Raw genomic sequence first — 23,057 nt, forward strand, 5'->3', positions numbered from 1 at the left:
CAACTACACCCACGTCCGGGGGCGGTAACGGTTGGCCCGTTCCACCAGCTCGATCCTCTCCTCACCGCCGGTCGCCAGTCTGGCCAGCGTGCGGTACGAGCGCTCCAGGCCGAAGCGCAGGCCCCGCTCGTCCAGACCGCTGCCGAGCAGCACCCGGCCGCCGACGACGGGCTGGAAGTCCGGGCCTCCGGAGAGTATCCAGTCCAGCGCGCAGCCGAGGACTTCCGCCGACAACTGCTCGCGCCGCGCCGGATCCAGACCGTACGCGTCCAACGCCTCGATCTGCCCGGCGGCGGCCGTCAGATCGTCCAGGAACGGCGTGTCGTCGGGGGTCGCGGTCCGGTGGCGCAGCCGCGACCGTACGGCCGCCACCCGGGCGGCCGTGTAGTGGATCGACGCCTCCGGCACGGACTCCAGGGTACGCACCGCGCCGCGCCTGTCCCCGGCCGCCAGCTGCACCCGGGCCAGGCCGAAGGCGGAGCTGACGAAGCCCGGGTCGGTCGCCCACACCAGCCGGTAGTACTCGGCCGCGTTGTCCAGCTGGCCGAGCACCTCCGCGCACAGGCCGAGCGCCAGCTTGGGCGCGGTCTCGCCCGGGAAGGCGTCGTAGATCGCGTCGAAGGACAGCGCCGCGCCCTCGTGGTCGCCGGTGACCAGCGCGCTCACCCCGCGGTACCAGACCACCCGCCAGTCGTCGGGCTGCTCGTCCTCCAGCAGGCCGAGGGTCAGCAGCGCCGCCTCGAAGTCACCGTTCTCCAGCCGCGCCCGGATCTGGCGCAGCCGGGTCTCGACCGTCTGCGACGGGGCCGCGGCCAGCGCGCCGAGCAGGCTGACCTCGCCCGCTCCCGAGGTGGTGAGTCCCGCCAGGAACCCGGCGTTCGGGTCGTTCGGGTCGACCGTCGGGACGGGCAGCGCGAGCGCCACCGCCGGGACGGGGACGGGCCGCACCAGGGCCGGGGAGACCGGGAGCGCCCCGCCGGCCGCGCCCGGCGGGTCCAGCGCGAGCGTCTTCGAGGCCACCGCCCGCCCGCCCAGCCGGGACACGTCCCCGGCCAGCTTCGGGAACAGCTCCGTGTCCATGACCTTGACCTCGGGCCCGAACAGGGTCGACAGCGCGGGCCTGGCCCTGCCGGACTGCACCGACACGACCTCGCGCAGCACGCCCGTCAGCTGCTCCGCCATCTCCTGCGCGGAGCCGAACCGGCGGGCCGGGTCGGGATCGGTGGCCCGCACCAGCAGCCGGTAGAAGGACTCGTAGCTCCGGAACACCTCGATGGTGTCCGGGTCGGGCAGCGAGTCCACGAAGACGGTCGTGTAGCCCTGGAAGTCGAACGTGAGGACCGCGAGGGTACGGCCGACCGTGTACAGGTCGGAGGCGACCGACGGGCCGACCTCGGCGACCTCCGGGGCCTGGTAGCCGACCGTGCCGTAGATCGCCGACTCGTCGTCGTCCATGCGGCGCACCGCGCCCATGTCGATCAGCTTGAGCTGGTCCTCGGTCTGGATGGCGTTGTCGACCTTGAAGTCGCAGTACAGCAGGTTGCGGCTGTGCAGATGACCGAGGGCCTCCAGGGCCTCGATGCCGTAGGCACAGGCCTGCTCCACCGGCAGCGGGTCGCGGCGGCCCTCCGGGGTGCGCCGGTCGTTGGCGATCTCCTTGAGGGACTTGCCGCCGACGTACTCCATGACGATGTAGCCGTCGAGCGAACCGGTGCGCTGGTCCAGGTGCTCCACGAAGTTGTAGATCCGGACGATGTTGGCGTGCTCGATCTCCGCGAGGAACCGCCGCTCGGAGATCGCGGCGGCCATCGCGTCCTGGTCGCCGGTGTCCAGCAGGCCCTTGAGCACCACCCACCGGTCGGAGACCGCCCGGTCCACCGCCAGGTAGATCCAGCCCAGACCGCCGTGCGCGATACAGCCCACGACCTCGTACTGGCCGTGCACGACGTCCCCGGCCTTCAGCTTGGGCACGAACGAGTACGGGTTCCCGCACTTGGTGCAGAACCCCTCGGTGCGCCCCTCCCGCTCCCCGCGGGCCCGGCCGACCGGCGCCCCGCAGTCCGACCGCGAGCAGAACCGCTTCCGCTCGGGCACCTCGGGATTGTCCAGGACCATCTCGCGCGGGTCGGGCCTCGGCACCTGCGGGACCGTGACCAGCCCCGCGCCCAGCCGGCTGCGCCCCGACCCGCTGGTCGACGAACCCGAGCTGCGCACCGACACCGAACGGCCCGTCGACCTGCCCGACAGGGACCGCGAGAGCCGCCCGGAGACCGAGCGCCGTGACTTCGACGACTGCGAGGACGTACGCGAACTGCGGCCGGTGGAGCGCGCGCTGGCGCTGCTCGCCGAGCCCCGGCCGCCGGCCGTGACCCCGGTGGGCGGCGATTCCACCGAGCCGTTCACCGAGACCACCGGGGCCAGGCCACAGGTGTCGCAGTACAGCTCGCCGTCGCCGACGTCCTCGTACGTGCCCTCGCAGTCCGGCCGCTGGCACGTCTGTCCCGCCTGGCTCATCGCCGACGCATCCCCCTTGTCGCTCACGCTCCGGGTCCCCTCCGGTCCTCGGGACCGCTCTGCTGCGGCACCCGCGGCGCACCCAGCGCCTCGGCCGCCGCCTGCTGGTAGCGCAGCACCGCCTGCTCCGCGACCCGCAGGTCGCAGGGCGCGCTCCACAGCATCCGCCGGGCCGCGTCGTACCGCTCGATCAGGAACGGATCCTCCGCCAGCCCGTGCCGGGCCACCTTCGCCTTGTACGCGTCCAGCCGGCCGCGCAGCTCCGCGCGCACCGCCAGCGGCGCGGTGACCGCCGTCAACGACTCCCGCGCGCGCAGCAGTTCGTCCTCCGCCTTCTGCTCCAGGGACTCCAGGAGCGGCGACAGCCGGTGCCACTGGGCCGTCCTGCGGTACTCGGCGGCCGTCGCCAACTGCTCCTGCAGCGCGGTCGGCGGGCCGCTGACCACCGGCACCTCGGTCGCCGCGATCTTCGCCAGCACCTCGCCGCGCGCGGTACGCGCCTCGGCGAGGGTCCGGTCCGCCCGCGACAGCACGTCCCGCAGCTTGATCAGCCGGGCCTCGGCGTCCTGCCGGACCGTCAGCACGGCGTCGATCTCCCGCCGCACCTCCTCCAGCGCCCGCGCCTGACGGTCGTACGCCGCGGTGTCCGGCCGGCCGCCGCCCGGCGCCGAACTGCCCTGCGCCGGAACCCAGAAGCCCAGCGGGTCCGACACCACGTCCTCGCGCAGCTTCGTCAGTATCCGGGTGATCCGCTCCAGGTCGTCGCCCGACGGGTGCTCACCGGGCCGCACGCCGACGGAGTGCGCCAGCTTGCGGGTGCGCTGCAGCTCCGCGGCGAGTAAATCGATCCGCGCGGGCAGCGCCGACCACACCGCGTCGGCGGTGACGACCATGTCCAGCGAGGTCGCGTACAGCTCGTTCATCCGGTCGACCAGGGTCTCCAGGGAGAAACGCTCGCTGAGCCGGCCGGGCGCGGACAGCAGCGTCGGCGCGTTCGCCGCCGCCGCGGCGCTGCCGGCGACCGTGACCGACTCGCCGCGCAGCAGCTCGGTCAGCTCCACCAGGTCCTCACGGCTGGACCAGCGGCGCCGCGCCCTGATCTCCCGGGCCGCGCGCAGGGCGTCCGTGTAGGCGTCGAAGTACGCCCACAGCAAGGTGATCGAGGCGTCGGCGGACGTCCAGCGCTCCCGGGTCGTCCCGGTGAGCTCGGCGCCCTCCAGGAGCCTGCGGCCCGCGTGGTCCTGGAGGGCGAGCAGCGAGGTCTCGATCGCCTCGTGCTCGGCGCCGAGCCGCGCCAGCGCACGGTCCACCTCGTCCCGGTCCATCACCGGCCCGGTGGGGTCCGTGACGCCCATCGATCACCTCTCGCTCGCTCGTCGGGGCTGGGCCTCGCGGATGCGGGTCAGCTGGTACGCAGGTACTGCGGCGCCGACGGCTTCGACGCCGACGAGTCCGCTCCCAGTGTCGCCGACAGCCACTTGTCGTACGACGCCTGCCAGCCGTCGGCCCGGTAGCCGACCAGGATGTGATTGACCCGGCGTACCAGATCGGTCGCACCCTGCTTCATCGCCACGCCGTAGTACTCGGTGGTGAAGGCCGCGCCCTTCAGCTCGACCGTCGGGTCCTGCGCGGCCTGGCTGGCGGCCAGCGCCCCGTCGGTGACCACCGCGTCGGCCTCACCGAGCTGCAGCCTCACCAGACAGTCGAGTTGGTTGGGCACCGTCGCGGAGATGTCGGCCGAGACGGGCAGCCTCCCGGACCTCTTGTCCGCGTCCAGCTTCGCGTACGCCGTCGAACCGGCCGCCGTGCAGATCCGCCGGTGCGCGAGCGAGTCGTCGTACCCGGTGATCGGCGACGACTTGGGCGCCAGCACCTGCTGGCCGGTCTTGAAGTACGGGGCGGAGAAGGCCACGTGCTTCAGCCGGTCGCAGTTGATGGTCATCGTGCGCACCACCATGTCGACCCGGCCGTCCTGGATCGCCGGTATCCGCTGGCTGGTCGGAATCGCCTTGAACTGCACCGCGTCCGGGTCGCCGAGGATGTCCTGGGCGATCCGGTGCACCAGGTCGATGTCAAAACCCTCCAGCTCCGCACCCGCGTTGTTCGGGTTGCGGTAGCCCCAGCGGTAGCTGTTCTGGTCGACGCCGACGATCAGCTTCCGCTTGGCGCCGGTACGGGACTTGATGGCGTCGATCGTCGCGCCGTCCGCGCCCGACGGCGACCAGGTCTCGTCCTGCGCCTTCGCGTCGGTGCAGCTGTCGGCCTTCGCCTGGCTCGCGTTTGCCCGCCCCGACCCGCCGCGCCCCGCACCCGTCGCGCTCCCCGCGGAGGACTGGGTCAGCGGCAGCAGCAGCGCGAACGCCAGCGCCACAGCGCAGCCGACCGCCATCGCGCCCACTCCGCCCCAGCCGCGCAAGGAGGCCCGCATCCTCCGCACGAACACCGTCCCGCCCCCTCTCACCGGTACTCCGAAAGCCTGCGCCCGATGCCGAACAGCGCGCCCGACGCCGCCGCCACACCCAGCATGGCGGCACCGATCGGCAGCCCGGACATCGCGTCCCGGCCGTCGGTGGCCCGCTGCTGGAACTCGGTCTCCTCGTGGGCGAGCGCGTTCTTCAGGTTCGCGTCGACGCTGTCGAAGCACTCGGCGGTCGCGCCCTTGTCGCCTATCACCTTGTCCAGCGCGGCCTGGTAGTCGCCGTTCTCGTCCTCGGTGCGGGCGTCGGCGTGCCGCTCCTTCCACACCTTCATGTTCCCCTGGGCCGCCTGCACGGGCTTGCTGCCCGCCGTGTCGTCGGCGAGCGCCGCGGCCTGCGAGAGGCCCTTGGCCAGGGCCGTCATGTCCTGGTCGAAGTCGTAGTAGTACGCGTCGTAGGTGCGGCCGTCGACCGTGACCGTCTCCGCGCCGCGCGAGACCAGGCTGAGGTTCTCGTTGCCCCGGGCCTTCAGGGAGGCGATCCGCGCGTCGTGCAGCACGTTCAGCGAGCGGACGCCGTGGTCGTAGGAGCCGTCCAGGCCGGCGCGGGCGAAGCTGTGGCCGACGACCAGCCACAGCAGCGTGACGACGGTGGCCGCGGACGCCGCCACCAGGCCGTGGTTGAGCACGCGGTTGGTACGGCGGTAGTGGCGCAGCTGCGCCCAGCCGAGCGCGACGAGGGCGAGCAGGCCGAGGACGATCGCCGCCCACGGATAGGGCGTCGCGTCCGCGTAGTCGGACGACAGCCGGCCGTTCTCCTTGGTGTAGAGATCCTCCGCCGCCGGGAGCATCTCCTTCTGCATCTTCTCGTTCGCGTACCGCAGGTAGGCGCCGCCGACCGGATAGCCCTGCCGGTTGTACACGCTGGCCCGCTCGACCAGCCCCTTGTACTCCGGGAGCAGCTTGTTCAGCTTCGCCACGGCCGCCTCGGAGGGCGAACCGGGCTCGGAGTTGGCGGCGGCGGTGACGAGTTTCGCGGCCGCGGTCCGGATGTCCGTCTCGTACCGGGCCCGGGAGGCCGCCGTCTCCTGGCCGCCCGCCAGGAAGCCGCTGGCGGCCGCGGTGTTGGCGTCCGCCAGCGAACGGTAGATGTCGGCCGCGCCCGAACTGAGCGGCTGGCTGCGGTGCAGCACGTCGTCGGCGGCGGCCGCGCGGTCGGTCGTCTGCCACGCGGTGACCGCGCCGAAGGCGACGATCAGGACCGCGAGGACGGCGCCGATCAGCCGGAGCCGGCCGGGCTCGGTGGTGACGGCGGCCCGCACCCGCCCGACACCCTCCGCGAAGGCGGTACGCCGCCGGGGCGTCACCTCGGGCGCGGGAGAGCCGGTCCGCTGTGCGGGCAGGACGGTGCCCGCACCCGGCGGTGCCGCGCTCTTCGTCGGCGGGTGTGTCACTCGACCTCCCCCATGGTCATCCGGTCGCCGCCCAGTATCGCCGCCCGGACTGACATTCGGCACCGGCCGTCACGGGATCTTGATCCGATCGCAGCGGAACCCCTGCTCATGAATACGCCGGGGGAATCGGTTCGGTTCCGCGAGGGTGGTGCGGGGGCGCGGGGCGGGCGCCGAGGGGTGGTGTCGCTTCGGCGCGGACTGCGGGGCGGCGGGGGCCGGCCGCGCAGTTCCCCGCGCCCCTGAAGGGGCGCTTCAGCGAGGGCGGCGCCCCGTGAGCGCCGGTGGGCGACACCCCCACCCCGCCCTCGCCCCTGTCACCCTTCGAAGTACGCCCGCACCCTCTCCTGCACGGGCAACTGCGCGCCCACCGTGTCCAGTCCCAGCAGCGCGGCGCCCAGCACCGGCCGGGCCCGGACCACGCTCGGCACCGCCTTGGGCGCGCGCGCCGCCAGCAGTTCCCGTACGCCGTCGTCCAGTTGCGGGTGACCGCCGGTCAGCACGCCGCCGCCCAGCAGGACCGGCGTCTCCTCGTCCAGCAGGTCGAGGCGGGTCAGGGCGACCGTGGCCATCGTCGCGACCTCCTGCGCCAGCCGGTCCACCACCGAGCGCGCCACCGGGTCGCCGGCGGCCGCCGTGGCGAACAGCACCGGCGTCAGCTCGTGCCGCCTGCCGTACGCGACGTGCTCCAGGTGCAGCGCCTCGATCAGCGCGTACATGGACGTCAGCCCGAAGTGCGCCGGCAGGGTGTCCACCAGGGCCGTCGGCCCCCCGCGCCCGTCCTCGGCCCGCGCCGCGTGCCACAGCGCCTCCTCGGCCAGACCCCACCCGCCGCCCCAGTCACCGGAGATGCGGCCTATCGCGGGGAAGCGGGCGGTGCGGCCGTCGGGGCGCATGCCGACGCAGTTGATGCCCGCCCCGCAGACCACCGCGACCCCCCGGGGCTCGGCCACGCCCGCCCGCAGGATCGCGAAGGTGTCGTTGCGGACGGTCACCGCGCCGCCCCAGCCGCGGGCGGCCAGCGCGGTGGCCAACTGCTCCTCCTCCACCGGCAGATCGGCGTTGGCGAGACAGGCGGAGACATGGCCGGCCGAGGTGACGCCGGCGGCGGCGTACGCCTCGGTGACCGCCGCCGCCACCTCGTCCACGGCCTGCTCCACGCCGACCACGGGCGGCCGGAAGCCGCCGCCGCGAGCCGTGGCGAGGACCTCGCCGTCCGCGGCGACCACCGCGACGTCGGTCTTGCTGTTGCCCGCGTCGATGGCGAGGACACTTGCGGTCAGGCCCACGCGAGGTGCTCCCGGTTGTGCGCGATCAGCTGGTCGGTGAGGGCTTCGGCGTACGCGTACTGGCCGACGAGGGGATGCGAGAGCAGGGCCCGGAAGACCCGGTCCCGGCCGCCGCGCAGAGCCGCCTCCAGCGCCAGTTCCTCGTACGCCGTCACGTTCGCCACCAGCCCCGCGAAGAGCGGGTCGACGTCCGCGACGGGCAGCGGCACGGGCCCGCCCGAGCCGACCGCGGCCTGCACCTCGATCACCGCGTCGTCGGGGAGGAACGGGAGCGTCCCGCCGTTGTACGTGTTGACCACCTGGTACGGGTTGCCGGAGCCGCCCAGCAGCGCCGCCGCCAGGTCCACCGCCGCCTCCGAGTAGTAGGCGCCGCCCCGCTTCGCGAGCAGCTCCGGCTTCTCGTCCAGCGCCGGGTCGCCGTACATCTCCAGCAACCGCTTCTCCATCGCGGCCACTTCGGCGGCCCGGGACGGCTTGGTGCGCAGCTCCCGCACGACCTCGTCGTGGGCGTAGTAGTAGCGCAGGTAGTACGAGGGGATCACGCCGCCCAGCCGGTCCAGGAGCGCCGGTGTCAGCCCCAGGTCGGCGGCGATGGTGTCGCCGTGCTCCCCGAGCAGCTTGGGCAGCACGTTCTCGCCCTCGGGGCCGCCGAGGCGGACCGCCGTCTCCCAGGTGAGGTGGTTGAGGCCGACGTGTTCGAGGTGCACCTCGGAGGCGGTGACGCCGAGCAGACCGGCGAACTTCCGCTGGAAGCCGATCGCCACGTTGCACAGGCCGACCGCGCGGTGCCCGGCCTGCAGCAGCGCGCGGGTCACGATCCCCACCGGGTTGGTGAAGTCGATGATCCAGGCGTTCGGGTTGGCGCGGCGCACGCGTTCGGCGATGTCCAGGACGACGGGCACGGTCCGCAGCGCCTTGGCGAGGCCGCCGGCGCCGGTGGTCTCCTGCCCGATGCAGCCGCACTCCAGCGGCCACGTCTCGTCCTGCTGCCGGGCCGCCTGACCGCCGACGCGCAGTTGCAGCAGCACCGCGTCGGCGCCCTCGACACCGGCGTCCAGGTCCGAGGTGGTGACGATCCGGCCGCCGTGGCCCTGCTTGGCGAAGATCCGGCGGGCCAGCCCGCCCACCAGCTCCAGGCGGTCGGCGGCCGGGTCCACCAGGACCAGTTCCTCGATGGGCAGGGTGTCCCTGAGCCGCGCGAAGCCGTCGATGAGTTCGGGGGTGTAGGTCGAGCCTCCGCCGACCACGGTGAGTTTCATAAAAGGGTTAACCCTTCACTCCGGTGAGCGTGACGCCCTCGACGAACGCCTTCTGGGCGAAGAAGAACACGAGGATCACGGGGGCCATGACCAGTACGGTCGCGGCCATGGTGAGGTTCCAGTCGGTGTGGTGCATGCCCTTGAACGACTCCAGGCCGTAGGACAGGGTCCAGGCGCCCGGGTTCTCCGAGGCGTAGATCTGGGGTCCGAAGTAGTCGTTCCACGCGTAGAAGAACTGGAAGAGGGCGACGGCGGCGATGCCCGGTTTCGCCATGGGGATCACCACCCGCAGCAGGGTGCGCAGGTCCCCGCAGCCGTCCACCTTCGCCGCGTCCAGGTACTCGTTCGGGATTGTCATCAGGAACTGGCGCAGCAGGAAGATGGAGAACGCGTCGCCGAAGGCCATCGGGATGATCAGCGGCCACAGCGTGCCGGACAGGTCCAGCTGCTTCGCCCAGAACAGGTACATCGGGATGATGACCACCTGCGGCGGCAGCATCATCATCGAGATGACCAGCATCAGCGAGAGATTACGGCCCCGGAAGCGGAACTTGGCGAGCGCGTACGCCACCGGCAGCGAGGACACGACGGTCAGGACGGTGCCCAGACCGGCGTAGATCAGCGTGTTCTTCCACCAGGTCAGGAAGCCCGGGGTGTCGAACACCTTCGTGTAGTTGCCCCACTCCCAGGTGTGCGGGATCAGGTCCCGGCTCAGTGCCTGGCTGTCGCTCATCAGCGAGGTCAGGAACACGAACACGAACGGGAGCGTGAAGAACAGGGCGGCGGCGACGCCGAGGGAGTGCACGGCCACCCAGTGCAGCAGCGCCTTGCGGCGGGCGGTGCGCTCGGCCGGGGAGACCGGCTGGGGCGCCAGCCGGGCCGGCCGGTCCAGTACCTGGGTCATCGTCAGTCACCTGCCTGGATGAGACCGCCCCGGCGCCGCATCAGGAACGCGGTGAACACCATCGACAGGGCGAAGAGGACGAGGGCGACGACACAGGCGGAGCCGTAGTCGAAGCGCTGGAAGCCGAGGTTGTAGACGAGCTGGGGGAGGGTGAGCGTCGACTTCTCGGGATAGCCGGGCTCGAACTGGGTGCCGGCGCCCTGGATGACGCCCGAGGCGACCTTCCCGGCGATCAGCGGCTGCGTGTAGTACTGCATCGTCTGGATGACACCGGTCACGACCGCGAACATCACGATCGGCGAGATGTTCGGCAGCGTCACGAACCGGAACCGCTGCCACGCGGACGCCCCGTCCAGCTCGGCGGCCTCGTACTGCTCCGTCGGCACGTCGAGCAGCGCGGCCATGAAGATGACCATGAGGTCGCCGATGCCCCACAGCGCCAGCAGGGTCAGCGCCGGCTTGGACCAGGTGGGGTCGTTGAACCAGCCCGGCGCCGGGATGCCGACCTTCTCCAGGATCGAGTTGACCGGCCCGGTGCCCGGGTTGAGCAGGAACGCGAAGGCCATGGTCGCCGCGACCGGCGGAGCCAGGTAGGGCAGGTAGAAGAGGGTACGGAAGACGCCGGTACCCGTCTTGATCTTCGTGATGAGCATGCCGACGCCGAGTCCGAAGACGACCCGCAGCGACACCATCACGACGACCAGCCACAGCGTGTTGCGCAGCGCCGGCCAGAAGTAGGGGTAGTGCTCGAAGACGTAGCTCCAGTTCTTGGTGCCGGTCCACGTCGGCGGCCTGAAGCCGTCGTAGTGCATGAACGAGAAGTAGACCGTGGAGATCAGCGGGTAGGCGAAGAACACCGCGAACCCGATCAGCCAGGGCGACATGAAGGCGGCCGTACGCAGCGCCGACCGGCGGCGCTTCGACGCGAGGGTGATGGCGCTCATGGCTACTTCGCCTGCGCGATGTCCGTGTCGATCTGCTTGGCCGTGGCCGCGAGGCCGGCCTTCAGGTCCTTGGCCTTGCCGCTCTCGTAGTCGTAGCCGAAGTTCTGGATCGTCGTGAGGTAGACACCGCCGTTGATGGAGGCGGGAGACGTCGTCGAGTCCGGGTTCGCGGCGATGTCCAGGAAGGTCTTGAAGCGCGGGTCGTACTTCAGCTTCGGCGACTTGAGGGCGGCGAGCGTGGACGGCACGTTGTGGATGGCGTTGGAGAAGTTCACCACCGCGTCGGTGTCCGTGGTGATGTACTTGACGAACTCCCAGGCCGCGTTCTGCTTCTTGCTGGTGGAGGCGATGCCGGCGATGGTGCCGGTGATGTAGCCCTTGCCGTACTGCGCGGCCCGGTCGTCGGGGACCGGCAGCGGCGCCACGCCTATGTCGAACTTCGGCTTGGTCGCCAGCGCCATCCCGAGCCGCCACTCGCCGTCGAGCTGCATGGCGACCTGTCCGGTGTGGAAGGGGTGCTTGTCGCCCCACTCGTCGCCGAGCGTCGCCCGGTACTTCTCCAGCTTCTGGAACCCGCCGAGGTCGTCGACGAGGTTCTTCTGGAGGGTGAACGCCTGCGTGAAGGCCGGGTCCTTGGCGATGTCCGACGTGCCGTCGGAGCTGAAGTACCGCGGCGAGAACTGGGCCGCGTAGTGCTCGGTCGTGGTCTCCCAGCCGTGGTAGTCCGGCATGAATCCGAGCTGCTGGTAGCTGTCGCCCTTGGCGATCGTCAGCTTCTTGGCGTCCGCCCGGAACTCGCTCCACGTCTTCGGCGGCGAGGTGATGCCGGCCTTCTTGAACGCCGTCTTGTTGTAGTAGAGGCCGTACGCGTCACCGAGCAGCGGGGCCGTACAGCGGTTCCCGTCGAACTGGGTGTACTCGTTCATCGCCTTCGGGAACGTCGTCTCGGGGTCGATGCCCGCCTTCTTGAAGAACGGGTTGAGGTCGATCAGCGCGCCCGACGAGCAGAACTTGCCCACGTTGTTCGTGGTGAACGAGGAGATCACGTCCGGGGCCTTGTCGCCGCCGCCGCGCAGTGCCTGGTTGACCTTGTCGTCGGTCATGTTGCCGACCACGTTGACGTGGATGTTGGGGTGCGCCTTCTCGAAGTCGGCGACCAGCGACTTGACCGCGGCGACCTCGCTCGCCGAACTCCAGCCGTGCCAGAAGTTGATGGTGGTGTTCGCGGAGGCGTCGTCGTCGGCTCCGGAGGAGGACTGGCCGGTGCAGGCGGTGAGCAGGGCCAGCGAACTCGCGGCGGCGGTCAGGGCAAAAGCCGTCTTTCGGGCCACTGCGGGGGTGCGTGAGGGCATGACGGGGTCTCCCAAGGGCGGGCGGTGACGGAGGAAGCTGCTGTGCGGGAAGCCGGGCGGGACGGGCGGGTGGTCAGCGCGAGGTGTCGAAGACCTCGTCGCGGGTGGTCGCGAGCGCGCTCTCCAGCGCGCCGCGCAGCACGGGGTGTTCCTGGACCTCGCCGACGACGAGCCGTGGCCGGGCGGCCGCCAGCTCCTCCAGCTCGGCCTGGACCAGGGCGCGCAGGACCTCGCCGCCCGCGGTCAGGACCGTGCCGCTGAGGACGACGAGTTCGGGGTCGAGGACGGAGACGAGGGAGGCCAGACCGGTGGCGATCCGGGTCGCGTAGGTCCGCAGGAGGTCGTGGTGCGGCCCGCTGCCGTGATCGGCGGCGCGGGCGACGAGCGCGGCGGCCGCCTCGGAGTGCGAACCGGCCGGCAGGTCGCCGATGCCCAGTGCCTCGGCCAGCCTGGGCAGCGACTGCGCGCCGGCGAGTTCCTGGTAACCGCCGCTGTTGGCCTTGGTGACCTGGCGCACCAGCGGGGCGCCCGGCACCGGCAGGAAGCCGACCTCGCCGGCGCCGCCGGTCCAGCCGCGGTGCAGCCTGCCGCCGAGGACCAGGGCGGCGCCGAGGCCCTCCTCGTTCCACAGCAGGACGAAGTCGCCGTGGCCGCGGGCCGCGCCGAGCCGCTGTTCGGCGATGGCGGCGAGGTTGACGTCGTTCTCGTACTCGACGGGCATCGGCAGCGCGGCGGCGAGGTCGTCGAGCAGTGCGGGGGAGTGCCAGCCCGGCAGGTGCGAGGCGTAGCGCAGCCGGCCGGTGTTGGGGTCGAAGGCGCCGGGTGTGCCGATGACCAGCCGCCGGACGTCGTCCCGGGCCAGTCCCGCCGCCTTCACCGCGCCGTCCAGGGCGTCGGTGACCTGCCGTACGACGGACTGGGCGGACCGGCGTCCCGGGGTGGGCAGTTCGTACTCGCCGACGGTGCGGCCGGTGACGTCGGCGACCGCGGCCCGGATGCGGGCCGGGTTGACGTCGAGTCCCGCGGCGTGGGCGGCTCGCGGATTCACCGCGTACAGCTGGGCGTTCGGGCCCGGCCGGCCCTCGCTGGTGCCGGTCGCGAGCACCAGTCCCGCCGCCTCCAGGCGGGCCAGCAGCTGCGAGGCGGTCGGCTTGGAGAGGCCGGTGAGCTTGCCGATCCGGGTCCGCGACAGCGGGCCGTGCTCCAGCAGCAGGTCCAGTGCGGCGCGGTCGTTCATGGCGCGCAGTACGCGCGGGGTGCCCGGCGTGCCGGCGGTTCCTGCCATGCGGTTCGACACCTGCCTTTCCAGCCGCTCAGTTTCCCAGTGATCGGGGTGTCGGGTCCACCCGGGTGACGCGTCGGGTTCACGGGCCGGGATCACCGGCCGGGACCGCTCACCCATGATCACTGTTAGGAAAGTTTCCTGTTGGCTGGAAAACGTAGGCCGCCGGAGGGAGAGCGTCAATAGCCCGACTGCGCGGCAACCCACTCGTTACCTGCGCTCGGACGTGCGCGGGGCCCCTCCGGAAGTCCGGACGGGCCCTTGTGGTGAGGCGGCCGCGGGTGTTACTCGACCTTGACGAAGTCGTCGGTCTTCGGTCGCCGGTCTTCGGTCGCCGGTCTTCGGTCGCCGGTCTTCGGTCGCCGGATCACCGGTCGCCGCCGCCGGCGCGGTGGCCGCCGTGCCCGAGCCCGTGCCGGGCGCCCTCGGCGGAACGACGGGGCACCCCGCGCCCGTCGGCGTCGGGGTGCCCCGTCTGTTCACTCGAACGAGTGTGCTGGACCGGTCCGCTACTTCCCGGGTGCCGCCGGCCGCTGCGGCACGATCGGGGCCGTCGCCGCCACCTGCGGCGAGTCCGCGTTGGAGAACACCGACGGGGCCGCCACGGCCGCCGAGGGATCCGGCTGCTCCTCCTCGGTGAGCGCGACCGGCACCCCGCCGACGATCCGGATGTCCGCCTCGTCGAAGGCCCGCTTGATCCGCCAGCGCAGCTCGCGCTCCACCGTCAGGGCCTTGCCCGGCATGGTCTTCGCGGAGAGCCGGACCACCATCGAGTCGATGAGGACGGAGTCCAGGCCGAGGATCTGGATCGGACCCCAGAGCAGTTCGTTCCAGGGCTCCTCCTTGGCCATCTTCTCGGCGACCTCCTCCAGGGTGGCCCGGACCCGGTACAGGTCCTCGGTGGGCCGGACGGTGACGTCCACGCCGGCCGTGGCCCAGCCCTGCGACAGGTTGCCGATCCGCTTGATCTCGCCGTTGCGCACATACCAGATCTCGCCGCTGTCGCCGCGCAGCTTCGTCACCCGCAGGCCGACCTCGACCACCTCGCCGGAGGCGACCCCCGCGTCGATCGAGTCGCCGACGCCGTACTGGTCCTCCAGGATCATGAACACGCCGGACAGGAAGTCCGTGACCAGGTTGCGGGCGCCGAAGCCGATCGCCACACCGGCCACACCGGCCGACGCCAGCAACGGCGCCAGATCTATCTGGAAGCTGCTGAGCACCATCAGCGCCGCCGTGCCGAGGATCAGGAAGCTCGCCACCGACCGCAGCACGGACCCGATCGCCTGCGAGCGCTGGCGCCGCCGCTCGGCGTTGACCAGCAGTCCGCCGAGCGTGATGCCCTCCGCCGACTCGGACGTCCGGTTCATCCGGTCGATGAGCTTGGTGATCGCCCGGAGCACGATGTTTCTCAGCACCACCGCGATCACCAGGACGAGCAGCACCTTCAGCCCGATCGCCAGCCATGTCGACCAGTTCTGCTCGACCCAGGTTGCGGCGTTGGTGGCGCTCTCCTGGGCGTCCTGGAGCGTGGGCACCGCCGGTGTCGCCGACCCCGAGGGGGTCGGGGACGGCGACGGACCGGCGGCCGGCAGGGCGACGGGCAAGGACACGGCGGGTACCTCCAGGCGGTGCGGTACTGCCCTCCGGCACGGCGTTCACGGTCACGTACGGCTTCAAGGTCACGAAAAGGTCACCGGACGGGCAGGATCACCACACTAACGGGGCATCGCGGGTGCGCCCGACGGATGCGAGAAGGAGAGACCGCACTCACGCCCCGGGCCTCCCGTTGAACTGGCCCGCGAGGACGCGGGCGCACTCGCGGGACCCGTGGGGTGTGGTCGAAAACACTCCCAGGCCGTTACGCGGACATGGTGGCGCGTCCACCAGGCAAGAGGGGAGACTGGCCACAGATCGTCCCGGCGCGAGCCACGCGCCGCCGACGCCCAAGGAGGCCCCTGTGCCGCATGTCCTGGTCCTCAACGCGTCGTACGAGCCCCTCGGCGTCGTACCGCTCCGCCGCGCGCTCGTCCTCGTCCTGGAGAACAAGGCAGTCGCCTTGGAGGAATCCGGCGCCTTCATGCACAGCGCAACCGTCACAGTCCCCGCACCCAGCGTGGTCCGGCTCAAGCGATTCGTCCGGGTTCCCTACCGCGGGCCCGTTCCGCTCACCCGAAGGGCGCTCTTCGCGCGCGACGGAGGCCGGTGCATGTACTGCGGTGGCGTCGCAACCAGCGTCGACCACGTCATCCCGCGCAGCCGCGGGGGTCAGCACGTCTGGGACAACGTGGTCGCGTCGTGCCGTCGCTGCAACCACGTCAAGGCCGACCGCCATCTCTTCGAGATCGGCTGGCGGCTGCGGCACAAACCAGCACCGCCCACCGGCCTGGCCTGGCGCATCATCGGGACCGGCCATAGGGATCCGCGCTGGCTGCCCTATTTGCAGCCCTACGGCGCGGACGACGCCCTGGCCCGGATCGACGGCATCTCCGCCTGACGATCCGGGCCTTCGCACACCCCGTGGCTGCCCGCCTCGGCCACGGGGCCCCTCGCCGCGCGCCCCCGTACGGCATACGGCGCGGCGCCCCCCCCCGCGAACGCCTCCAGCGCCGCCGCCCGGGCGCCCGGTTGCGCCCCCGGTTGCACGGGCCACGCCCACCCGGCCACCGCACTCCCACGCGCCCCCCCAGGTACCCGGCGCTCACGTAGCCGAGCGCGGGGCAGCCGGCTCAGCCGCGCGCCCAGCAGCACCGGACCGCCGGGTCCCGGTGCTCAGCGCCGGCCCCGCCGCCGGCGGCCGCAGTGCTCGGGGTGAGCCCGTACGCGCCCTCGGACCAACTGGACCGTACGGCGGTACGGCCCTGGTGACCGCGCCGGCTGGTGCAGTGGGCCGGGCTGAGCGCGGTCGCGGGCGGGCTGCTGTCGCCGGCGGTGCCGGGGCACCCGGAGACCTTCGGGCCGCCCGCCATGGTCCGTGACACGCTGGGCTGTGCCGGCACCAGGGCCGCGGACGGGGGGCCACGTAGGCGTCCAGCCCGGCCGCCGCCCAGGCCGCGCAGGCCGCCGTGCGCGCGAGCGCGGCCAGGGTGGCGGGCACCGTGCGCGAGCGGGCGTGGAGCCCCAGCTGCCCGTCGAGCGGAGTCACAGGGCCGGCACCCCCTTCGCGTCGCACGCGGCCCGGGCCGCGAAGTACGCCGACAGCCAGGTCCTGCGTTCCGCGCCGCCCATCGCCGCCAGCCGGGCGCGGGCGGCGCGGCGCTCGGCCAGCGCTGCCCGCTGCCGCGCGTCGCCCAGGGCGTCCAGGCGGTCGAAGTACTCCTGGTCCGGCTGCGGCGCGAGGTAGTTCAGGACCGCGTCGTCGGCCGTCGAGGCCGCGTCGTCAGGGCAGCCGCCACGCAGCTGAAGCGCCCCCACCGCCTGCCACGCGAACATCACCGGGTCGGTCAGGCGGCCCCGCACGAACGACCGGCCGAGCGGCGTCAGCGACGGCAGCCCCGCCTCGTCCGCACGCGGCCCGTCCCACCGGTCCGACCAGCGCACCGGCAGGTTCCGCACCCCCTCCAGCCTGCCGGTGACGTCCGACAGCGCGTCGGTGAGCTGCGGCAGCGCACCCGCGTACCGGGCGTTCACGCACACCGCGGGCGCCACGGACGTGTCGCACACCTGCCGGCGGACCACCGGGTCGGTGCGCCACAGCCCGTCCCCTGTCTGCGTGAGCAGCACGGCCGCGGCCGTCGCGGCGGCCAGCGGCAGCACCGCCGTCCACCGGCGCCGCGCCGCGTACGCCAGGACGGCCGCCCCCGCCAGGCCGCCTGTCCACAGGACCATCGCCGGCGGAAGCCACCACACCGGCACGGACGTGTCCAGGACCATGAACGCCGGGTCGAGGTGGCGCCCGGCCCCCGAGTCCGCCACCGCGGGCACGCCCAGTCCCACGTAGCAGGCGACGGCCAGCAGCGGCGCCGCCGCCCGCCACGGCACCACCCGCCCGACCACCTGGCCGACGAGCACGGCCGCCCCCGTGACGGCCGCGTCGGCGGGCACCTGCGCGAGACGGGGTCCGTCGCCCGCGGCCCCCAGGGCGTACGGCCAGGTCGCGAGCAGCGCCAGCCCCGCCGCGGCCAGGTACCCGGCGGCCACCCAGAGCGCCGTCGGCAGCGCCGACACGAGGAACCGGGCCAGCGGCGACCGTACGGCCGTCTCCCACAGCTCCCGGGTGCGCCGCCGCCGCTCCCGGCCGCCCTGCCAGCAGCCCGCGGCCGCGGCCGCCGGGACCGCGATCAGCACGGCCGTGTGCAGTGCGGTGGCCGTCTCGGCCCAGCCGCCCTGCCACCGGTCGGCCTCGGCGGCGAGCGTCCCGGCCAGCGTCAGCAGCACGGCCAGGCCGGCCCAGGGCGCGAAGCCCCGGCGTGCCTCCGTGAGCAGAGGGGTCCGCACCGCGGCCACGGCGCTCATCGCCGGGCCTCCGGAGCGGCGCGGTGGGTCCGCAGGGCCGTCGTGTAGCCGCGCTCGATCGGATGGTCGCCGGGGCCGTCGGACGCCTCGCCGAGGGCGGCCAGCGTGCCGGGCGTGCCCCGGTAGGCGACCCGGCCCGCGTCCAGCAGGGTGACCTCCGTACAGGCCGCGGCCACGTCCTCCACCAGGTGCGTGGAGACGACCACGGTCGCCGAGGCGCCCAGCTCGCGCAGCAGCTCCCGGAACTCGACGCGCTGCTCGGGGTCGAGGCCGGCGGTCGGTTCGTCCAGCAGCAGGACCTCCGGTTCGTTGACGACCGCCTGCGCGATGCCGACCCGGCGGACCATGCCCCCGGACAGCGTCCGGATCTTCGCGTCGGCCCGGTCGGCGAGCCCGACCCGTTCCACCGCCCGCGCCACCGCGGCCGGGACCCCGGCGGCCGGCATGTCCTTCAGCCAGGCCACGTACGCCACGAACTCCCGCACGGTGAAGCCCGGGTAGTGGCCGAACTCCTGCGGCAGATAGCCGAGCCGGGCCCGGACCTCGCCGAGTGCGCGGTGCCCGGCGGTGTCCCGGCCGAGCACCTCCACCCGGCCCGCGGCCGGCCGGCCGACCGTCGCCAGCACTCTGATCAGCGAGGTCTTCCCGGCGCCGTTCGGGCCCAGCAGCCCGTGCACTCCCGTGCCGAGCGCGAGGTCGACGGAGTCCAGGGCGACGGTCCCGCGGTGCCGGACCCGCAGGCCGGTGACTCGTATGCTCAACGGTTCTCCATGTGGTCGTAGGCGTCCCGGCGGACGGCCAGCAGCGCGGCGCACGCGACGGCGGCCGCGGCCCACACGGCCTGGCTCCCGTCGAAGCGGGCGGACAGCTGACCGGCCAGCCGGGCCGTGAACGGGCCGCCGTGGGCGGCGACGGCCGGGACGAGGACGGCGGCCAGCCAGCCCCCGCCGGTCACCGCCGTCGCGGTACGGCAGCCGACGTAGGAGGCGAGCGCCAGGGACCCGAGGGTCAGGGCCAGGCCCGGCAGCAGCCAGGCGGCGGCCCCGGGCGCGCCGGAGGCGGGCAGCGCGGCGCCGGTGAGGGCCAGCGCGGGCAGGCTCACGGCGAGGACCGCGGCGGTGCGCACGAGCGCGAGGCGCAGGCCGCCGGACGGGGTGGCCGCGGTGATCTCGTGCAGGGGGTCGGCGTGCGGCCCGTAGGAGAGGGCGACGCCGGCCACGGGGATCACCGGGGCGACAGTGAGCAGGAGCGTGCGGGTGGCCGCGTAGTCCGCGGCGCGGGCCAGGAGGAGGGCGCCCACGACCACGCAGAGCAGGGCCAGGAGCCAGGAGCCGCGCACGGCGGGGCCGAGGGACCACAGGGCGGCCTTCGCACGAGGGGCCCGACGCGGGTGCGCGCGGGCCGGCCGCCCGGTCCCGCGCCCTCCGGCGGCGGACTCCCGCACCTGGTGAGCAGCGGTTCCGCGCGCCTCCCGGGCAGGTGACACGGCCGTCAGCACCGCGCCGCGTGTCTCGTCGAGGACCGGACCGGCCGCGGTGCGCCGTACCGCAGCCGACACCCGGGCCGCGCATCCGGCGCAGGTCTCCAGGTGCTTCTCCAGGGACCACGCGTCCGGGTCGGGCAGCGAGCCGTCGGCGTACCGCAGGGTGAGGTCCTCGGAAGCGTGCCAGGACTTCCTCATGCCGGGCCTCCCGTCGGTGCGGGGTGCAGCAGGGCCAGGGCCGTGCGGAGTTCGGCCCTGGCCCGCAGCGCGCGGGACTTGACCGTGCCCTCCGGTATGCCGAGCAGGACGGCGGTCTCGCGGGTGCTCAGGCCGTCCACGACCGTCGCCCGCAACACCTCGCGCAGTTCCGGCGAGATCCGGTCCAGGGCGGTGCCGACGTCGCCGTACTCCAGGCCCGCGAGGACCCGGTCCTCCGCGGACGGCGTGGCGGCCGGGCCCGGAAGGGGCTCCACCCGGGCGGCCCGTTCCTGCACCCGGCGGGCGTCCACCAGCCGGCGGGCGGCGATCGTCCACAGCCAGCCGCCGGCCTCTTGCCCCCGGTGCCCGGCCGCCGACCGCCACACCGTGACGAAGGTGTCCTGCAGCACCTCCCGGACCACCTCGGGGTCGGCGCAGCGCCGGGTCAGGCGGGCGTGCAGCCAGCCCGCGTGCCGGTCGTACAGCGCGGCCAGCGCCGCGTCGTCCCCGGACGCGACGGATCGCAGCAGCGACGCGTCCGTGACGGCCCGAACGTCGTCCTGCCGGTGGCCCCCCATGGGGCGGAACAGTCTCACACCGTCTCTATCGGTCACCCGGGCGCGCGCGGTTCGCGGGGCGCGTGGGCGGACGGGGGGAGTGCCCTCGGCGCATCGGGGTAGGCCTGCCGTGACGTGGCGTCCGCCGTGTCACCCGACGTCAGGACAAGGAGGCCACCGTGGCCGCAGCGGTTCATCATTTGATCCCGGCCCGGTTCAAACCCCCGGTGGAGGACGAGGAGGATTCCCTGCTGTGCGTGTTCAGCGCCGAGACCGTCTGCGCGCAGGCACCGCTGACCAGCGAGCCGCCGCTGCCCGACACCGAGCCGCTGACCAGCGAGCCTCCGCTCGCCGACCTGGCGCCGCTGACCAGTGAGCCGGGGTTGTAGATGAGCGGAGCCCTGGACGGGGAACTGCGCCGGCTCGCCGGACTCTACGGCGTCGCCACCTCCTACAGCCCGTCACCGGACCGCACGGTCGAGGCCTCGGCCGCTGCCGTGACGGCCGCGCTGGCGGCGCTGGACGTCGACGCGAGCGGCCCGGAGGCCGTCCGCGCCGCCCTTGCCGACCGCGAACGGCACCTCGCCGGACGACTGCTGCCGCCGACGCTCGTGCACTGGTCCGGCTCCGGCGATCCCGCCCTCGACCTGCCCGCCGGCACCCGCCTCGAGGTAAGGACCGAGGACGGCCGGACCCGCGACGACGTGACCGGCCTGCCGACCGGCGTGCACCGGCTGAGCGCCGTCGCCCCCGACGGCCGTACCGCGCACGCCCACCTGATCGTCGCCCCCGACCGGCTGCCCGCGCCCCCCGGCCGCTGCCACGGCCTCCTCGTCCAGCTGTACTCCCTCCTGTCCCACCGCTCCTGGGGCATGGGCGACCTCGGTGACCTCGCCGACCTGGCCGACTGGGCCGGACGCACGGCCGGGGCCGGGTTCGTCCAGGTCAACCCGCTGCACGCGGCCGTGCCCGGTCCGCCGACCGACCCCTCCCCGTACCGGCCCTCCTCCCGCCGCTTCCCCGACCCGGTGCACCTGAGGCCGGAGTCCGTGCCCGAGTACGTGCCGGACCCCGCGCTCACGGAACGCGCCGCGGGGCTGCGTGCCACCGTCCTCGGCCAGGGCGCCCACATCGACCGGGACGCGGTCTGGGAGCTGAAGCGGCAGGCCCTTCAGGAGCCGGCCACCGCGCCGCTCTCCGCCGCCCGGCAGGCCGCCTACGACGCCTTCCGCGCCGACCAGGGGCAGGCCCTGGAGGACCACGCCACCTGGTACGCGCTCGCCGAGCGGCACGGCCCGGACTGGCACCGGTGGCCGGAGCCGCTGCGCGACCCGCGGTCGCCGCAGACCGCCCGCGCCCGCGCCGAGCTGAGCGACCGGGTCGCCTTCCACACCCGGCTGGCCTGGCTCACCGACACCCAGCTCACCGCGGCCCAGCGCACCGCCCGCGAGGCGGGGATGCCGGTCGGGATCGTGCACGACCTCGCCGTCGGCGTGCACCCGGCGGGCGCGGACGCCTGGGCGCAGCGCGCGTTCTTCGCCGCCGGGATGTCCGTCGGCGCCCCGCCCGACGCCTTCAACGCCCGCGGCCAGGACTGGGGCCTGCCGCCCTGGCGTCCCGACCGCCTGGCCGAGTCCGGCCACGCCCCCTACCGCGAGCTGCTGCGCGCCCTGTTCCGCTACGCGGGCGCGCTGCGCATCGACCACGTGATGGGCCTGTTCCGGCTGTGGTGGGTGCCGGAGGGCCTGCCGCCCACCGAGGGCACCTACGTCCGCTACGACGCCGAGGCGATGCTGGCGCTGCTGGCCCTGGAGGCGACCCGGGCGGGCGCGGTGGTGATCGGGGAGGACCTCGGGACGGTGGAGCCGGGGGTGCGCGAGACGCTGCAGCGGCGTGGGGTGCTCGGCACGTCGGTGCTCTGGTTCGAACGGGACTGGGACGGCGACGGCAGTCCGCTCCCCCCGGAGAGCTGGCGCGCGGACTGCCTGGCCACCGCCACCACCCACGACCTGCCGCCCACCGCCGCCCGCCTCACCGGTGAACACGTCGAGCTGCGCGACCGCCTCGGCCTGCTGACCCGCCCGGTGGCCCTGGAGCGGGCGGAGGCGGCGGCGGACACGGCGGAGTGGCTGGCCGTGCTGACCCGGCTGGGCCTGCTGGCCGCCTCCGACGCCGGTGACGAGGAGGCCGAGATCCGGGCCGTGCACCGCTTCCTGCTGCGCACCCCGGCCCGCATGGCCGGCGTCTGGCTCCCGGACACGGTCGGCGACCGCCGCCCGCAGAACCTCCCCGGCACCTGGGACCAGTACCCGAACTGGCGGCTGCCGATCGCCGACGCCACCGGCCGGCCGGTGACCCTGGAGGAGCTGATGGCCGCGCCGAGGGTCCGGGATCTCCTGGCGGTCCTGCGGCCGGACGGCCCGCCGGACGAGGAGGAGGACGGCCGCCCGGTCTCGGTACCGAGCCCGTCGGGGGCCTGAGAGCCGCGGCCCGGGAGGGCCGCGGCGGCCTGGGCGGCGCCTACCGGTACCCCGGCCGCGCGGCCCCCAAGTCGGCCCGCTAGTTTGGGAGGGTGGACAAGAAGAACGCCCTGCGCGCCGGCGCCCTGGCTGCCGGTACGACGCTGATGATGCTGCTCATGTCGTCCCCCGCTCTCGCGCTCACGCGTGACGACGGCGACGACCCCGGCAAGGGCCTGAGCGTCATCGAGACGCTGGGTCTCTACGTCCTGATCCCGCTCGTGCTGTTCGTGGTCATCGCGGGCCTGGTCATGGTGCTGGACAAGTCCAAGATCCGGGTCACCAAGCCCGGCGCCGTGAAGGCCAAGGCGAAGGCCTGACCCAGCTTTTCCGCGGAGGGCGGCCGGCGCCCACGCCACCACCCCCCCCCCCGGGGGGACGACCGCCGCCGGCGCCCCCCCCGGGGGGAGGGGGGAAGGCCCGGCCGGGCGAGC

The 23,057-nt window shown here is 73.6% G+C and carries 19 protein-coding genes; 4 read left to right on the forward strand and 15 right to left on the reverse strand.

The annotated features are described in order from the left end of the window. Nucleotides 1–3 precede the first annotated feature (3 nt). The 11 genes from ACIRQ9_RS25275 to ACIRQ9_RS25325 form a co-directional block, all read right to left on the reverse strand. Entirely contained in the window at nt 4–2,514 is a 2,511-nt protein-coding gene (locus tag ACIRQ9_RS25275) for a tetratricopeptide repeat protein (RefSeq protein ID WP_404177947.1), read from the reverse strand. Nucleotides 2,515–2,537: 23 nt separating this feature from the next. After that, complete coding sequence (locus ACIRQ9_RS25280; RefSeq protein WP_404177670.1) at nt 2,538–3,869, reverse strand: hypothetical protein; 1,332 nt, start codon at nt 3,867–3,869, stop codon at nt 2,538–2,540. 47 nt (nt 3,870–3,916) lie between these two features. Next, on the reverse strand, nt 3,917–4,942 hold the full coding sequence (locus tag ACIRQ9_RS25285; protein WP_404177673.1) for a glutamate ABC transporter substrate-binding protein: 1,026 nt from the start codon (nt 4,940–4,942) through the stop codon (nt 3,917–3,919). 29 nt (nt 4,943–4,971) lie between these two features. Beyond that, nucleotides 4,972–6,384, reverse strand: a complete 1,413-nt coding sequence (locus ACIRQ9_RS25290; RefSeq protein ID WP_404177676.1) for a hypothetical protein — start codon at nt 6,382–6,384, stop codon at nt 4,972–4,974. A gap of 314 nt (nt 6,385–6,698) precedes the next feature. Next, nucleotides 6,699–7,670 (reverse strand): N-acetylglucosamine kinase, encoded by a 972-nt coding sequence (locus ACIRQ9_RS25295; protein WP_404177679.1) that lies wholly within the window; start codon nt 7,668–7,670, stop codon nt 6,699–6,701. Further along, complete coding sequence (locus ACIRQ9_RS25300) at nt 7,661–8,929, reverse strand: 6-phospho-beta-glucosidase (RefSeq protein ID WP_404177682.1); 1,269 nt, start codon at nt 8,927–8,929, stop codon at nt 7,661–7,663. Before ACIRQ9_RS25300 ends, ACIRQ9_RS25295 begins: the two co-directional genes overlap by 10 nt. Nucleotides 8,930–8,936: 7 nt before the next feature. Continuing rightward, nucleotides 8,937–9,833: a carbohydrate ABC transporter permease gene (locus ACIRQ9_RS25305; RefSeq protein ID WP_404177685.1), complete on the reverse strand. Its 897-nt coding sequence runs from the start codon at nt 9,831–9,833 to the stop codon at nt 8,937–8,939. 2 nt (nt 9,834–9,835) lie between these two features. Then, nucleotides 9,836–10,777, reverse strand: coding sequence for a sugar ABC transporter permease (locus ACIRQ9_RS25310; RefSeq protein WP_351319291.1), 942 nt, complete (start codon nt 10,775–10,777; stop codon nt 9,836–9,838). A gap of 2 nt (nt 10,778–10,779) precedes the next feature. Next, nucleotides 10,780–12,129 carry an ABC transporter substrate-binding protein gene (locus tag ACIRQ9_RS25315; protein ID WP_404177688.1) on the reverse strand — a complete coding sequence of 450 codons (1,350 nt, stop codon included), beginning with the start codon at nt 12,127–12,129 and terminating at the stop codon, nt 10,780–10,782. A 73-nt stretch (nt 12,130–12,202) separates the two neighbouring features. Then, complete coding sequence (locus tag ACIRQ9_RS25320) at nt 12,203–13,414, reverse strand: ROK family protein (protein WP_404177691.1); 1,212 nt, start codon at nt 13,412–13,414, stop codon at nt 12,203–12,205. Between the two features lie 506 nt (nt 13,415–13,920). Next, nucleotides 13,921–15,024 carry a mechanosensitive ion channel family protein gene (locus ACIRQ9_RS25325; protein ID WP_404177694.1) on the reverse strand — a complete coding sequence of 368 codons (1,104 nt, stop codon included), beginning with the start codon at nt 15,022–15,024 and terminating at the stop codon, nt 13,921–13,923. 347 nt (nt 15,025–15,371) lie between these two features. Here ACIRQ9_RS25325 and ACIRQ9_RS25330 point away from each other — a divergent pair, with 347 nt between their 5' ends. After that, entirely contained in the window at nt 15,372–15,908 is a 537-nt protein-coding gene (locus ACIRQ9_RS25330) for an HNH endonuclease (protein WP_351319301.1), read from the forward strand. Nucleotides 15,909–16,552: 644 nt separating this feature from the next. On the opposite strand, the gene ACIRQ9_RS25335 is transcribed toward ACIRQ9_RS25330, so the two are convergent. Genes ACIRQ9_RS25335 through ACIRQ9_RS25350 form a run of 4 tightly spaced genes read right to left on the reverse strand, consistent with a single transcriptional unit; the run spans nt 16,553 to nt 20,125 of the window. Beyond that, nucleotides 16,553–17,866 carry a hypothetical protein gene (locus ACIRQ9_RS25335; protein ID WP_404177697.1) on the reverse strand — a complete coding sequence of 438 codons (1,314 nt, stop codon included), beginning with the start codon at nt 17,864–17,866 and terminating at the stop codon, nt 16,553–16,555. After that, nucleotides 17,863–18,627, reverse strand: coding sequence for an ATP-binding cassette domain-containing protein (locus tag ACIRQ9_RS25340; RefSeq protein WP_404177700.1), 765 nt, complete (start codon nt 18,625–18,627; stop codon nt 17,863–17,865). The genes ACIRQ9_RS25335 and ACIRQ9_RS25340 overlap by 4 nt, the downstream gene beginning before the upstream one ends. Further along, nucleotides 18,624–19,547, reverse strand: coding sequence for a zf-HC2 domain-containing protein (locus ACIRQ9_RS25345; RefSeq protein ID WP_404177703.1), 924 nt, complete (start codon nt 19,545–19,547; stop codon nt 18,624–18,626). The genes ACIRQ9_RS25340 and ACIRQ9_RS25345 overlap by 4 nt, the downstream gene beginning before the upstream one ends. Further along, nucleotides 19,544–20,125 (reverse strand): RNA polymerase sigma factor, encoded by a 582-nt coding sequence (locus ACIRQ9_RS25350; RefSeq protein ID WP_404177950.1) that lies wholly within the window; start codon nt 20,123–20,125, stop codon nt 19,544–19,546. Before ACIRQ9_RS25350 ends, ACIRQ9_RS25345 begins: the two co-directional genes overlap by 4 nt. 179 nt (nt 20,126–20,304) lie before the next feature. Here ACIRQ9_RS25350 and ACIRQ9_RS25355 point away from each other — a divergent pair, with 179 nt between their 5' ends. From ACIRQ9_RS25355 to ACIRQ9_RS25365, 3 genes are all read left to right on the forward strand, one after another. Next, complete coding sequence (locus ACIRQ9_RS25355) at nt 20,305–20,493, forward strand: hypothetical protein (RefSeq protein WP_404177953.1); 189 nt, start codon at nt 20,305–20,307, stop codon at nt 20,491–20,493. Next, nucleotides 20,494–22,584 (forward strand): 4-alpha-glucanotransferase, encoded by a 2,091-nt coding sequence (gene malQ, locus ACIRQ9_RS25360; protein WP_404177706.1) that lies wholly within the window; start codon nt 20,494–20,496, stop codon nt 22,582–22,584. A gap of 92 nt (nt 22,585–22,676) precedes the next feature. Further along, nucleotides 22,677–22,943 carry a hypothetical protein gene (locus tag ACIRQ9_RS25365; protein ID WP_404177709.1) on the forward strand — a complete coding sequence of 89 codons (267 nt, stop codon included), beginning with the start codon at nt 22,677–22,679 and terminating at the stop codon, nt 22,941–22,943. Nucleotides 22,944–23,057 lie beyond the last annotated feature (114 nt).

Source organism: Streptomyces sp. NPDC101237 (assembly GCF_044767465.1).
Lineage (GTDB): Bacteria > Actinomycetota > Actinomycetes > Streptomycetales > Streptomycetaceae > Streptomyces > Streptomyces gramineus.

Bases quoted from the DNA above. Each gene is read 5' to 3' on its own strand.
- ACIRQ9_RS25315 (WP_404177688.1), bottom strand. From the start codon at position 12,129: ATGCCCTCACGCACCCCCGCAGTGGCCCGAAAGACGGCTTTTGCCCTG.
- ACIRQ9_RS25280 (WP_404177670.1), bottom strand. From the start codon at position 3,869: ATGGGCGTCACGGACCCCACCGGGCCGGTGATGGACCGGGACGAGGTG.
- ACIRQ9_RS25335 (WP_404177697.1), bottom strand. From the start codon at position 17,866: ATGAGCGCCGTGGCCGCGGTGCGGACCCCTCTGCTCACGGAGGCACGC.
- malQ (WP_404177706.1), top strand. From the start codon at position 20,494: ATGAGCGGAGCCCTGGACGGGGAACTGCGCCGGCTCGCCGGACTCTAC.
- ACIRQ9_RS25310 (WP_351319291.1), bottom strand. From the start codon at position 10,777: ATGAGCGCCATCACCCTCGCGTCGAAGCGCCGCCGGTCGGCGCTGCGT.
- ACIRQ9_RS25300 (WP_404177682.1), bottom strand. From the start codon at position 8,929: ATGAAACTCACCGTGGTCGGCGGAGGCTCGACCTACACCCCCGAACTC.
- ACIRQ9_RS25320 (WP_404177691.1), bottom strand. From the start codon at position 13,414: ATGGCAGGAACCGCCGGCACGCCGGGCACCCCGCGCGTACTGCGCGCC.
- ACIRQ9_RS25345 (WP_404177703.1), bottom strand. From the start codon at position 19,547: ATGAGGAAGTCCTGGCACGCTTCCGAGGACCTCACCCTGCGGTACGCC.
- ACIRQ9_RS25305 (WP_404177685.1), bottom strand. From the start codon at position 9,833: ATGACCCAGGTACTGGACCGGCCGGCCCGGCTGGCGCCCCAGCCGGTC.
- ACIRQ9_RS25350 (WP_404177950.1), bottom strand. From the start codon at position 20,125: ATGGGGGGCCACCGGCAGGACGACGTTCGGGCCGTCACGGACGCGTCG.
- ACIRQ9_RS25275 (WP_404177947.1), bottom strand. From the start codon at position 2,514: ATGAGCCAGGCGGGACAGACGTGCCAGCGGCCGGACTGCGAGGGCACG.
- ACIRQ9_RS25285 (WP_404177673.1), bottom strand. From the start codon at position 4,942: ATGCGGGCCTCCTTGCGCGGCTGGGGCGGAGTGGGCGCGATGGCGGTC.